Annotated in this window: 8 protein-coding genes; 4 read left to right on the top strand and 4 right to left on the bottom strand. The window is 66.0% G+C overall.

Going from position 1 to position 12,874, the window contains the following annotated elements:
- On the bottom strand, positions 1–1,395 hold the full coding sequence (locus AC1MB9_RS05665; protein ID WP_479964060.1) for an OFA family MFS transporter: 1,395 nt from the start codon (positions 1,393–1,395) through the stop codon (positions 1–3).
- Positions 1,396–1,558: 163 nt separating this feature from the next.
- Between AC1MB9_RS05665 and AC1MB9_RS05660 the strand changes: the two genes are divergently transcribed.
- Positions 1,559–3,871: an FdhF/YdeP family oxidoreductase gene (locus tag AC1MB9_RS05660; RefSeq protein ID WP_479964059.1), complete on the top strand. Its 2,313-nt coding sequence runs from the start codon at positions 1,559–1,561 to the stop codon at positions 3,869–3,871.
- A 62-nt stretch (positions 3,872–3,933) separates the two neighbouring features.
- Positions 3,934–4,467 (top strand): dihydrofolate reductase family protein, encoded by a 534-nt coding sequence (locus AC1MB9_RS05655; protein ID WP_479964058.1) that lies wholly within the window; start codon positions 3,934–3,936, stop codon positions 4,465–4,467.
- Here AC1MB9_RS05655 and fdhD read toward each other — a convergent pair.
- Positions 4,449–5,360: a formate dehydrogenase accessory sulfurtransferase FdhD gene (gene fdhD, locus AC1MB9_RS05650; RefSeq protein ID WP_479964057.1), complete on the bottom strand. Its 912-nt coding sequence runs from the start codon at positions 5,358–5,360 to the stop codon at positions 4,449–4,451. The genes AC1MB9_RS05655 and fdhD overlap by 19 nt on opposite strands.
- 3 nt (positions 5,361–5,363) lie before the next feature.
- A complete protein-coding gene (gene moaA, locus AC1MB9_RS05645) occupies positions 5,364–6,482 on the bottom strand; it encodes a GTP 3',8-cyclase MoaA (RefSeq protein ID WP_479964056.1) in 1,119 nt (372 codons plus the stop codon).
- 223 nt (positions 6,483–6,705) lie between these two features.
- Between moaA and AC1MB9_RS05640 the strand changes: the two genes are divergently transcribed.
- On the top strand, positions 6,706–6,978 hold the full coding sequence (locus AC1MB9_RS05640) for a hypothetical protein (RefSeq protein WP_134171704.1): 273 nt from the start codon (positions 6,706–6,708) through the stop codon (positions 6,976–6,978).
- 3 nt (positions 6,979–6,981) lie between these two features.
- On the top strand, positions 6,982–10,461 hold the full coding sequence (locus AC1MB9_RS05635) for a DNA polymerase III subunit alpha (RefSeq protein WP_479964055.1): 3,480 nt from the start codon (positions 6,982–6,984) through the stop codon (positions 10,459–10,461).
- 141 nt (positions 10,462–10,602) lie between these two features.
- On the opposite strand, the gene AC1MB9_RS05630 is transcribed toward AC1MB9_RS05635, so the two are convergent.
- On the bottom strand, positions 10,603–12,786 hold the full coding sequence (locus AC1MB9_RS05630) for a transglycosylase domain-containing protein (protein WP_479964054.1): 2,184 nt from the start codon (positions 12,784–12,786) through the stop codon (positions 10,603–10,605).
- Positions 12,787–12,874 lie beyond the last annotated feature (88 nt).

Genomic DNA, 12,874 nt, shown 5'->3' with positions numbered 1-12,874 from the left:
TCAGGCCTCCATCGCGGGTACGCGAGCGCCGGGTGGCGTCGCGGCGGGTTCGTGGTGCTTCGCATCGACGGACTTCACCAGCAGGTTCGCGACAAAGCCGATCACCAGGATCCCGACCATCGTCAACAGCGCAGGCTGATAGTCCGCGGCGGTGAGCTGCCCCGGATCACCCTGCGCGTCCAGAATCGAATTGACGATCAGCGGACCGGCGATGCCGGCCGCCGACCACGCGGTGAGCAGCCGGCCGTGGATGGCTCCCACCTGGAAGGTTCCGAAGAGATCACGCAGATAGGCCGGTGCCGTGGCGAAGCCGCCGCCGTAGAACGAGATGATCACGAAGGCGAGGATCACATACAGGGTGGTCGTCGTTGATCCGACGAGCGCCAGCACCAGGTAGAGCACCGTTCCGATGCCGAGGTACATCATGTAGATGCTCTTGCGTCCCGTGAAATCCGATGTGGCGGACCACACGAATCGGCCGCCCATGTTGGCGATCGACAGCAGTCCCACGAAACCGCCGGCGACCGCGACGGTCACCAGCGACGTGCCATCGGGCTGCCGGAAGAAGTCCTGGATCATTGGAGCGGCCTGCTCGAGGATGCCGATGCCCGCGGTGACGTTGCAGAAGAGCACGATCCAGACGAGCCAGAACTGGCGGGTCTTGATCGCGTTCTTTGCGGACACGTGATTGCTCGTGACGAGCCGCCTGGTCGCGACGGTGGACGCATCAAAGCCGGCCGGGGTCCAGCCGGGGGCGGGAACCTTGATCGTGAACGCGCCGAACATCATGTACGCCAGGTAGACCACGGCGAAGGTGAGAAACAGTTTGCCGACCGCGTCGCCGCTGGCAACCCACCCGGTCGCGCCGGAGTTCGGGTCGTAGGCCGTGAGCAGTGCGGTCGACAGGGGACTCGCGATCAGGGCGCCACCGCCGAATCCCATGATCGCCATGCCGGTCGCGAGTCCCGGCCGGTCCGGGAACCATTTGATCAGCGTGGATACCGGTGAGATGTAGCCGATTCCCAGCCCGATGCCGCCGATGAACCCGTAGCCGAGGTATACGAGCCACAGCTGGTTGCTGAAAATCCCGAGGGAACCGATCAGGAAACCGCCCGACCAGAAGAGCGCCGAGACGAACATGGCCTTGCGCGGGCCGTTGGTGTCGACCCAGGTCCCCAATGCCGCGGCCGATAGGCCCAGCATCACGATGGCAATTGAGAAGATCACTCCGATCTGGGTGAGGCTGGCATCGAAATGCGATACCAGAGCCGTCTTGTACACGCTCGAGGCATACGCCTGTCCGATGCTCAGGTGCACGGCGAGGGCCGCCGGCGGTATCAGCCAACGGTTGAATCCGGGTGGGGCAATAGTTCGATCGCGGTCTAACCAGCTCATATCGGGTGAATTCCTCGCTGCCCTGGGGCGTAGCTTCATTGCTGTCGAATTCGACGGTGGAAAAGTGCCTGCCCGAGAGACTATACGAACGCATCGGCGAACATTTCTCCCCCTACTGCGCCGAAATCCCCGTTCCGAGGCAAATCCACGCCATCATGGAGCTATGAAACGTGGAGCACCGGTCGAAGACATCAACGAGAACAACCTGGTCGTCAAGAAGCCCCAGACGCACGCCGCCGGTCTCGAAGCGGTCGCTGTCGCCCTGGACCGCGGCATTGCGCAGGCCGGAGTCTCCCGCACCGCCAGGTCGCTCCTACGGCTGAACCAGCGCGACGGCACCGACTGCCCCGGATGCGCCTGGCCGGAATCGCAGGGGCACCGCAAGACCGCCGAATTCTGTGAGAACGGCGCCAAGGCCGTTGCCGAGGAAAGCACGCTGCGCACCGTGACCCCCGAATTCTGGGCCGAGCATTCCCTTGCGGAGCTCGAGACCAAGACCGAGTACTGGCTCGGCAACCAGGGCCGCATTACGCATCCTGTCGTCATTCGCCCCGGTGACACGCACTATTCGCAGATCAGCTGGGACGACGCGTTCGAGCTCATCGGCGAGAAGATTCGGGCGTCGATACCCGAACGCACCGTGTTCTATACCTCGGGCCGCACCGCCAACGAGTCGGCGTTCATGTACCAGCTGTTCGCACGGTCGATCGGCACGAACAACCTGCCGGACTGCTCGAACATGTGCCACGAGTCGTCGGGGTCGGCGCTCAACCCCACCATCGGCATCGGCAAAGGCACGGTGTCTCTTGAGGACATCCACCGGGCGGAGCTGATCTTCGTGATCGGTCAGAACCCGGGCACGAATCACCCGCGGATGCTCTCCGCCCTCGCGGAGTGCAAGGAGAACGGCGGCAAGATTGTGGCGGTGAATCCGCTGCCGGAGGCCGGCCTCTTCAACTTCCGGGACCCGCAGACGCCCACCGGCCTCGTCGGCAAGGGCGTCGACCTCGCCGACGAGTTCCTGCAGATCAAGGTGGGCGCCGACCTGGCCCTGTTCCAGGCCCTCGGGCACCTGCTCTTGGAAGAGGAAGAACGCGTGCCCGGCTCCGTCGTCGATCAGGACTTCGTGGCGGAAAACACCGACGGCATCGCGGCCTACCGCGCGGCCCGCAAGAGCATCGACTGGGAGGAGACCGAGACGGCGACCGGCCTGTCCCGCCTACAGATCGCCACGGTCGCCCAGATGATGGTGGACTCGAAGGCGACGATCATCTGCTGGGCCCTCGGACTCACCCAGCAGCCGCACTCGGTGAACACCCTGAAGGAGATCATCAACCTGCTCCTGCTGCAGGGCAACTTCGGCAAGCCCGGCGCCGGCGCGTGCCCCGTGCGCGGCCACTCCAACGTGCAGGGCGACCGCACGATGGGCGTCTGGGAGAAGCCGCAGGAGTGGATGCTCTCCGCCCTCGACCAGGAATTCTCCATCGACTCTCCCCGGGCGCACGGACTCGACTCCGTGGACACCGTCGAGGCCTTCGAGAACGATGACGTCGACGTGTTCGTGTCCATGGGCGGAAACTTCGCTCTCGCCTGCTCCGACACCGTGGCGCTCGAGGCCGCCATGCAGCGCGTCGGCCTCACCGTGAGCATCTCGACGAAACCGAACCGCTCACACGTGATGCATGGGCAGACCTCGCTCATCCTGCCGACCCTGGGACGTACCGACACGGACGACAAACATCCCGGCGGACGTCAGGTACTGTCGGTCGAAGACTCCATGTCCGTGGTGCGCACGACGCAGGGACGTCTCGACCCGGTCTCGGAGCACATGCTCGCCGAACCCGTGATCGTCGCGCGGATGGCGCGGGCGACGCTCGGAGACGACCACCCCGTGGACTGGAAGGCGATGTCCGAAGACTATGACGTCATCCGCGACCACATTTCGAGGGTCCTGCCCGGATTCCACGACTTCAACGCACGACTGAAAACGAAAAACGGTTTCGTGCTGCCCAACCCGCCTCGGGACACCCGCAGCTTCAAGACGGACATCGGCCTGGCCCGGTTCACGGTGAGCCCGCTCGAATACCTCACCCCGCCGGCGGGACATCTGATCCTGCAGACCATGCGCAGCCACGATCAGTACAACACGACCTTCTACGGCCTCGACGACCGCTACCGCGGCATCTCCAACGGGCGCCGGGTGATCCTGATCAACGCGGATGACGCGCGACAGATGGGTTTCGCGGACCGTGAGCTCGTCGACGTGATCAGCACGTTCCAGGGCGAGGAACGCCGCGCCGACAACTTCCGCCTCGTCGTCTACCCGACGCCGCGCGGCTGCGCCGCAGCGTACTTCCCGGAAGCGAACGCACTCATGCACCGTGAACTGGTGGCACGCGAGTCGAACACCCCCGGGTACAAAGCGATGGCCGTACGTTTCGTCGCCCGCGCAGAGGAGGACAGGCAGCTGAGCTGAGCCCCGGCTCCCGCACCCGAACCGGTCGCGTCGGGGCCGACCCACACCACCGAGGAGCCCGTATGACACCGCATCACACCTGGACCGGTCACGTCTTCATCGCGACGAGCGTCGACGGCTATATCGCCCGCCCTGACGGCCGGCTCGACTGGCTCGTGGACGGGCCGGCACCCACCGGCGACGGCGGCTACAGCGAGTTCACGGCCACCATCGACCACATGGTGATGGGCCGCGGGACGTACGAGGCGGTGGCCGAATACGACCCCTGGCCGTACACGCAACTGAAGGTCCTCGTGCTCAGCAGCACCCTCGCCGCGTCCGACGATCGCGTCACCGTGGTGCGCAGCCTCGATGACGCCGTCGACGCCCTCACCGTGGCCGGTGCCGAGCGGGTGTACGTCGACGGCGGCCGGGTCGTCTCCTCGTTCCTTGCCGCAGGCCTCATCGACGACCTCGTGATCACCCGGGTCCCCGTGCTGCTCGGCGCCGGCCGGCCGCTGTTCGGGGCGCTCCCGGCGGACGTGCGGCTCGAGTCGCGGGGGTCAGCCCCGATCGGCGGCGGAATGGTGCAGGAACGCTACACCGTCGTCCGCTGAACCCCGGCCCGCGCGGCCGCCCCGGGCGCCACCGGTGCGGCGTCCGACGCTGACTCGTCCTCGGCCTCGACGATGCGCTGGTCGCCGGCGTAAATGACCATCGCGGAACCGCGGAGAAAACCCACGAGGGTCATCCCGACCTCCGCCGCGAACTCCGCGGCGAGCGAGGAGGGCGCCGATACGGCCGCGAGCACCGGGATCCCGGCCATCAGCGCCTTCTGCGCCAGTTCGAAGCTCGCTCGGCTGGAGACCATGAGCACGGTGCCGGTGAGCGGCAGCCGCTCCTCCTTGACCGCCCACCCGATCACCTTGTCGACGGCGTTATGGCGCCCCACGTCCTCACGCAGTACGAGTAGTTCGCCGGTGCTGCCGTCGAACAAAGCCGCCGCGTGCAGGCCACCGGTCTTGCGGAACACGTTCTGGCCGGCTCGGAGCGCGTCGGGGAACGTGGTGAGCAGCTCGGCGTCGACGCGGAGGGCATCCGAGGCGACGTCGTAGCTCGACCGGGTGCGCACGCTGTCGATGCTCGCCTGACCGCAGAGGCCGCAGGCGCTGGTCGTGAGAAACGAACGTTCACGGCTCGGGTCCGGCGGCGCCACCCCGGCGGCGAGCGTGACGTCCATCACGTTGTAGGTGTTCTCCCCGTCGACCGTCGCACCGGCGCAGTAGCGTGCACTGCTGAAGTGGGCACCATGGGTGATGATCCCCTCCGACACCAGAAACCCGGCCGCCAGGTCGAAGTCGTTGCCGGGCGTGCGCATGGTCACCATGAGCGCTGTGCCGTTCACCCGCACCTCCAGCGGCTCCTCGACCGCGAGGATGTCCTCACCTGCCAGTCGACGCTCCCCCACCGTCAAACGAATGATCTTGCGTCGCGCCGTGATCCTGCCCATTATTTACCCGCCAATGTATGACATTTCTATTTTCTTCTTACCCGATGCCCGCAGTTCGCGGGTTTTGGAGCTGCGCAGCTCGGAGTACCGGTCCGTGCGTTCACGCCAGATGTGCGCCATCACGGTGGAGAGCTGCTCGTCGGTGCACCCCCCGCGCATGAGCGCGCGCAGGTCGTGGCCGTCGGTGGCGAACAGGCACGTGAACAGCTTGCCGTCGGTGGAGACCCTCGCCCGCGAGCAGGAGTGGCAGAACGACTGGGTGACGCTCGAGATCACGCCGATCTCGCCACCGCCGTCGCGGTAACGCCACCGCCTGCTGGTTTCGCCGTCATAGTTCGGGGCGACCTCCTCGAGCGGAAGCTCGGCGTTAATGCGGGCGACAACCTCGGCGGAGGGCACCACGGCGCCCATCTCCCAGCCGTTGCTCGTGCCCACGTCCATGAACTCGATGAAACGCAGAATATGCGGTGTGCCCTTGAAATGACGGGCCATGGCCACGATGTCCTGGTCGTTTTTGCCGCGCTGCATGACCATGTTGATCTTGACCGGGCCGAGCCCCACCGCGTGGGCAACGTCGATGCCGTTCAGCACCTTGGCGACCGGAAACCTGACGTCGTTCATGGCCTGGAAGGTGGCGTCGTCGAGCGAGTCGAGCGACACAGTGACCCGCTTCAGCCCGGCATCTTTGAGCGCCTGCGCCTTGACGGCCAGGACCGAGCCGTTCGTGGTCAGGGCGATGTCGATCTCGCGGCCGTCGGGGGTTCGGAGGGCCGCGAGCATGCCCACGAGTTCTTCGAGGCCGCGGCGCAGCAGCGGTTCGCCGCCGGTGAGACGAATCTTTTCCACCCCATGCGCGACGGCGATGCGGGCCAGCCGCGTCATCTCCTCAAACGTCATGAGTTCGTCACGCTCCATGAACGCGAAGTCTTTGCCGAAGATCTCCTTCGGCATGCAGTACACGCAGCGGAAATTGCACCGGTCGGTCACCGAGAGGCGCAGGTCGTGGAGGGGGCGATCGCGGTGATCGGCGAGCGACCCGGTGGCCGCCTCCGACTGCACCGGGATGTCTGACGCGTGACTGTAGAAGCGTGGTGAGAGTGCGGACATGTCGGCGCCGGTCATGTCTCCAACCTAGCTCGGTCGACCGCATTGTGAAACGCACCGCTCCGGCTCCTGGTCTCATCGAGTGCCGCGCAAGCTGCAACCACTGCCTGAAGGTTGGCTCTGGTGAGTGTCGGTGGGGTGGCATACACTTTTCATATAGAACATGCGTTCTAAGTACGTGCGAAATTTGGCGCGGCGAACGCAGCACGTGGATTGAAAAAGGAAGGCGAGGAATCCTGTTATGCCGCAGATTATTGACGCAACTGTTGATGTGGAGCTCACAAGCGATGGAGACCCGCGCGCCTTCGTGTGGAACCGGTTCGAGCACACCGTGATCGGGCAACCTCAAGCCGTTTTCAAGCGCACCCGCTGGTGGGAAGACGCCGGCACTCCCACCCGGATCGACACCGAACTGTGGCGGCTCGACGCGTCACGCGGCGGTGAGGAACAGCACCGTTACGATCTGCGGCGCGGGGCCGATGGCGCGTGGGTTCTTGCCCTCGACTGGGGGTGAGTGATGACCTTCTCACATCTGCACGTTGCGAGTGCCTATTCCACGCATTACGGGGTCACCCTTCCGGAAACCCTCGTCGACCAGGCGAGCGAACAGGGGGCCGACTTCCTCGCCCTCACCGACCGGGACGGCCTGTACGGTGCCGTCAAACACGTGCGGGCATGCGTGGCCGCCGGCATCCGCCCGGGACTCGGCGCCGAACTGGCCGTCCACGACGACGAATACCAGTCCCTCGGCAGGGTTGTCGTACTCGCGCACGGCAACAACACAGGAAGAGGCTACGCCGCGCTCTGCCGCGCCGTTTCGGCCGCTCACGACAACACGGGTGTTCCGTCGGCCGCTCCGAGCGCACCGGGCATTGACCTGCCGGCGCGCGCGACGGTTTCGGCCCGCGCACGGGCCAGCCACATCCCGAGCATCTCCCGTGCCCGCCTCGCCGACCTCGCGGCGCTGCGGTCCCTCACCATTCTGCTCGGCCCCGCCTCCGACGTCGGCCTGTCCACCCAGCAACGCAACGCTCCGGAGGCCCAGTCGCGGCTCGCCACCTGGCTCCGGGTGATGCCGGAACACTCCGTGCAACTCGAAATCGTCTGCCATCTCTCCGAGCCCGGCAGCGCCGGCAGCATCACCCCGGCCACGCGGATGCTGTCCCTCTCCGAATATTCCGGCGTTCCGGCGGTGCTCTCCAACGCCGTGCGCTACGGAACCACGGACGAAGCGGTCACCGCCGACCTGGCGGACGCCGCCCGCACCCTCACCCCGCTCGCCGATATGCCAACCCTGCAGACCAACGGACAGGCCTGGCTCAAACCGATCGGAGCCATGCGTCAGCTCGCGCGCATGGTCGTTGATGCCGGCCTGCACGACGATGGCGCACTCGAACGGCTGTTCCACAGTACCGACCGGCTCGCCGAGCAGTGCAGCCTCGACCCGGACACCGATATCGGGCTCGGACGCCCGCGCATGCCGGAGGCCCGAATCATCGGCGTCACCGGCGATCCGGTCGCCGAGTTGTGGCGCCGCGCGCGGCACGGCATCGACGACCTGTACGCTACCGTCGGGGACGCCACCCGTGCCGACGCGCACGCCCAACTCGCCCACGAGATGAAGACGGTGGAGCATCTGGGGTTTGCGAGCTATTTTCTCACCGTGGCCCGGGTCGCTGACCTGATTCGCGGCATGGGAATCCGTATCCAGGCCCGCGGGTCGGGGGTCGGGTCCGTGCTCAACTACGCGCTCCGCACGTCCTCCGTCGAGCCTCTCTCCAACGGTCTCTTGTTCGAACGGTTCCTCTCCCCCGAACGGCAGACCCTGCCCGATATCGATCTCGACGTGGAGTCGGCCCGGCGCCACGACATCTACCGCAAGATCTTCGAGACCTTCGGGAGCGACCGCGTCTCGTTGATGTCGATGACCAACGCGTATCGTGGGCGCGGCGCCGTGCGCGATGCCGGTCTGGCCCTCGGCATGCCCGATGACCAGATTGCCTCGATCGCCAAACAGATGTGGCGCTTCAACGCTCGAGATTTCCGCCGGGCGCTCGACGAGAAGCCGGAGCTGGAGGTGCTGGCCGCGGAGGTGCGCCAGTCGCAACAGCTCGACCTGCTGGTCGATCTCACTGCCCGGCTCGACCGACTCCCCCGACACATCTCGGTGCACCCGTGCGGTGTCATTCTCTCCGACGCGAGCCTGCTCGACCGCACCCCGGTGCAGGCGTCCGGGATGGGCCTGCCCATGTCGCAATTCGACAAGCACGACATGGACCCGATGGGGCTCATCAAGCTCGACATCCTCGGCGTGCGCATGCAGTCGGCCATGGCCCACGCCGTTGAGGAGCACCGTCGCCTCACCGGGGAGAGCATCGACCTGGACCGAGTCCCTCTCGACGATCCGAAAACATTCGAACTCATCCGGTCCACTCGAACGCTCGGAATCTTTCAAATCGAGTCGCCGGGCCAGATGGAACTCGTGGGCAAGCTCCAACCCGAGGTCTTCAACGACCTCACGATAGAAATCTCCCTGTTCCGTCCGGGGCCGATGAAGAACAACATGCCGCTCACCTACCTGCAGGCCCGGCATGGCGAGGTGGCGCCCGACTACCTGCATCCCCGATTCCGGCCCATTCTCGAGGAGACCCGTGGGGTCGTGATTTTCCACGAGCAGGTCATGCGGCTGTTCGATGAGTTGACCGGGTGCGGGCTGGGCAAAGCGGATGTCTTTCGACGCCACCTGGGCAAACCGGAACAACTCCCGCACATTGAGGCGTTCGTACGCGAACGCGCGCTGCTGCGCGGATTCCCCGAGGCGGTGATTGACCGGGTCTGGACCGTGCTCGAGGGGTTCGGCAGCTTCGGTTTTGCGAAGGCGCACGGCGCCGCTTTCGCCCTTCCCACCTACCAGTCCGCGTGGCTGAAGACCCATCACCCGGCGGAGTTCCTGTCCGGGCTACTCACGCACGATCCGGGGATGTGGCCGAAAGATCTCCTCGTGGCCGAGGCGCGCACCCTCGGGGTTCCCGTGCTCGGCCTCGATGTGCAGCGCAGCGCGCTCGACTACCGGGTGGAGGAACTCGCCGACGGCACCCAGGGCATCCGTCTCGCGCTCGTGGAGCTGACCGGCAGCACAGAAACCGAGCGGGCGCGCATCGTGCGGCACCAACCGTTCAGTTCCCTGCAGGACTTTCGCGACCGGGTTCGTCCCCGCCGACGCACCTTCGAGGCGCTCGCCCGAGTCGGCGCCCTCGACTGCTTCGTCGCGTACGACCGCACGCGTCGGCATGAGCTTCTGGCGCACATCCAGTCGCTGCGCGGCACGGCCGTGGCGATCACCGAGGAGCAGCTCGCGTTCGAGGTGGAACTTCCCGTGCACGCCTACGCGGGAGAGGGGGTGGGCGCGGTCACCTCGCTGGAGCTGCGTGGCCGCACCCAGACCGACCTGGAGCTGCGGGACCTGAACCTGGCCATTTCGGACCACCAGATGACACGGTTTCATGCTCTTTTCGCTGAGCTGGGCGTGACCCCGGCGTCCGAGCTGGCACACCTGCCCGGCGGCACGGAGGTGCTTCTCGCCGGTGTGCGCCGGGCCACGAATACCCCGCCGATGAGGGGCGGTCGCCGGGTGGTGTTCATCAGCCTCGATGATGGCAGCGGACCGGTGTCGAATGTGGTCTTCTTCCATGACGCCCAGGAACGTGTCGGCGCGCACGTCTTCCAAACGAAGTACATGCTCGTGCGCGGAACAACCCGTCGCTCGGGAGCGAAGGGAGTCTCGGTCACCGGCGAGAACCTGTGGGACCTCTTCGACGTCGCCCGCGAGGTGCGGGAACGGCACCAGCGGGAAATCGCCGCCCGGCAGCTGGCCGAGCTGGCCGCCGAGGAGGCCGACCGGCTGGCGGCGGACCAGGCGGCCGCCCGGCTCGACGAGGCATCCCGAAACAGGTTCCCGACCGGTCGTCGGCACCTCCGGGCCGCTCGGCGGGCCTGAACTCCCCACCCCGTGCTTCCCAACCCGTGCTTCCCAACCCGTGCTCCCCAACCCGTTCCGCCGGAACCCATACCGCAGAGAGTCGTACCGCCGAGCCCCGACGCGGCAGGGCCCGACCCGGCGCGAACCGTACCCGGCAGGCTAACGCCGGGGTGTCGGCGTGGGTTCGACCACACCGAAGGACTCGACCAGGTTCTCCCCGCCGTACTTCGCGTTGGCGACCGACATGACCGCCGGCCACATGCGGTGCCGAGCCGTGGCGACGGGGCCGCTCGAAAAATTCAACCGGCGCTGGTTCACGGCGCCGGACAGGCTGACGACCGCCGCGACGGTCGCCACCTCGGAACTGGCGCCGACCATCCACGTGTCCTTCGCGTCATCCGTCGTTCCGGTCTTGCCGATCATCGGCACCCACGGACGGGTGTTCGCATTCGACTGCTGCGCCGTTCCACTCGTCATCACCCGCCGCATCCCGTACACCATTCCCGCGGCGACGAGCGGGTCGACCGATGCGGTGCACTGCGTTTCCGGCACGGGCACGGGGACGCCGTCCCGGCCCACGATACTGTCGATCGCGATGGCGCTGCAGGTGACGCCCTGATTCGCGATCCCCGCGAATGCGACCGCCATGGTCAGGGGCGCGACCTCGTTCGTCCCGATGACCGTCGCGGCGCTTTGCAGCAGCGGCCGCCCGTCGGCTCTGTGCACGAGAAAGCTCTCCGCGCTCTGGCGGATCCCGCACAGGTCAAGGCGCTTGGCCATCCCGATGAAGCCGGTGTTGATCGAGCGGACCGTGGATTCCAGAGCGGTATAGTTCGCGCCGGACTCGTTCTGGTCGTTCCGCGGGTTCCAGTGCTGCTTGTCGTAGTTCTGCGGCCCCAGGCAGCTGTCCTGAAACGTGCCCCAGTTTGCTTTGCGCCTGGAATCGACCCGTTCGCTGAGCCGGTGCCCCTCTTTCAGCCACTGGGCGAGGGTGAAAACCTTGTATGACGACCCCGGCTGGAATCCGCTGGACCCCCCATAGGCGTAGTCGGTGTTGTAGTTGATGCCCGTGTAGTTGGCCCCGGTGCTCTGAACGGCCGGATCCTGGCTGTAGTCCTTGTTCTGAGTCATGGCGAGGACCCGACCGGTTCCGACCTGCACGCTTGTGATCACCGCCCCCAGATCGCCCACCGGGTAGGTCGTCGGCACCTGCTCCGTCATCGTGGCAACGGCCGCCTGCTGCAGGTCCAGGTCGAGTGTCGTGTAAACGCTGTACCCGCCACGCCGAAAATTGAGCATCCGCGCGGCGGGGTCCGCCCCGAATGTGGGATCGGTCTGCAGAATTTTCGTGACGTAGTCACAGAAGAACGCGTTGGCCGCCGCCGTCTGGCACCCCGTGCTGGGTTCGGTGATGGCGGGTTCCACGGGTGTCGCCACCGCCGCGGCATAGTCCTCCGGTGAAATCTTGCCATGTTTCAGCATCGCCGCGAGCAGGTAGTCCCTGCGCTGTTTGTTGGCCGCGTACCCGTTGGCGGTTCCGTTCGTGACGCTGTTCGGGCGGTCGATCTGAAACTTGACGGGATTGTTCACGATCGCCACGAGGCTCGCCGCCTGCACGAGGGTGAGATTGGCCGCCGTCGTGTTGAAGTAGTAGTTGGCGGCGGCCTCAATCCCATAGACCGTGCCGCCGAACCCGGCGATGTTGAAGTACTGACCCAGGATCTCGTCCTTGCTCAGGAGCTTCTCCACACCGATGGCGAGTCGCATCTCGCGGAGCTTACGCTCCGGGGTCGTCTCGGTCGCATTCGAGTAGCACGCCCGGCGCTTCTTCGCATCGGCGTTCAGTTCACACTTTTGAATCAGAACGTTCTTGACATACTGCTGGGTGATCGACGACCCGCCCTGGGTTGCGCCACCGGAGACCGTCGTGGCGGCCGCCCGCAGCGTTCCCTGCAGGTCTATTCCTCCGTGTTCGTAGAAGCGCGGGTCTTCCCCGGCGATGGCGGCGTCCTTGGCGTACGCACTGATCGCGTCCGAGGGCACGTCGATTCGGTTCTGGTCATAGAACGACGCGAGCAGAACGGGGGTGCCGTCGGCGTGCCTCGCGTAAATGTTGCTCTTCTGCGAGAGAGCATCAATAGAGACGAAGTCGGGGAGTCCCTCGAAGGCGTTGATGGTGTTGGACGCCGCCAATCCGGAGACGGCGACCACGGGCGTGATGCCGACGGTGACGAGGACCCCGGCGATCACGCTCAGCGCCACGAATCCGAACAGTCCATTCAGGCCGCCGTGCAGCGTTCGCGCCGCCGATACAGCCATCGTCGACACCGGGTTGTTAACCATGAGTACTCCCTCATCGTGGGTGGGTCCATGAAACATCGATCACCCCGCACACGCTAGGGGCGCGCCGCCACAATGCACGGGTCTTTTC

Source organism: Cryobacterium sp. AP27, assembly GCF_056680495.1.
This window is presented reverse-complemented; position numbering and strand designations above follow the sequence as displayed.

Excerpts from the sequence above, each read along its gene's own strand:
- fdhD (WP_479964057.1), bottom strand. The coding sequence starts at position 5,360 with ATGGGCAGGATCACGGCGCGACGCAAGATCATTCGTTTGACGGTGGGG.
- AC1MB9_RS05665 (WP_479964060.1), bottom strand. The coding sequence starts at position 1,395 with ATGAGCTGGTTAGACCGCGATCGAACTATTGCCCCACCCGGATTCAAC.
- AC1MB9_RS05640 (WP_134171704.1), top strand. The coding sequence starts at position 6,706 with ATGCCGCAGATTATTGACGCAACTGTTGATGTGGAGCTCACAAGCGAT.
- AC1MB9_RS05660 (WP_479964059.1), top strand. The coding sequence starts at position 1,559 with ATGAAACGTGGAGCACCGGTCGAAGACATCAACGAGAACAACCTGGTC.
- AC1MB9_RS05655 (WP_479964058.1), top strand. The coding sequence starts at position 3,934 with ATGACACCGCATCACACCTGGACCGGTCACGTCTTCATCGCGACGAGC.
- AC1MB9_RS05630 (WP_479964054.1), bottom strand. The coding sequence starts at position 12,786 with ATGGTTAACAACCCGGTGTCGACGATGGCTGTATCGGCGGCGCGAACG.
- moaA (WP_479964056.1), bottom strand. The coding sequence starts at position 6,482 with ATGACCGGCGCCGACATGTCCGCACTCTCACCACGCTTCTACAGTCAC.
- AC1MB9_RS05635 (WP_479964055.1), top strand. The coding sequence starts at position 6,982 with ATGACCTTCTCACATCTGCACGTTGCGAGTGCCTATTCCACGCATTAC.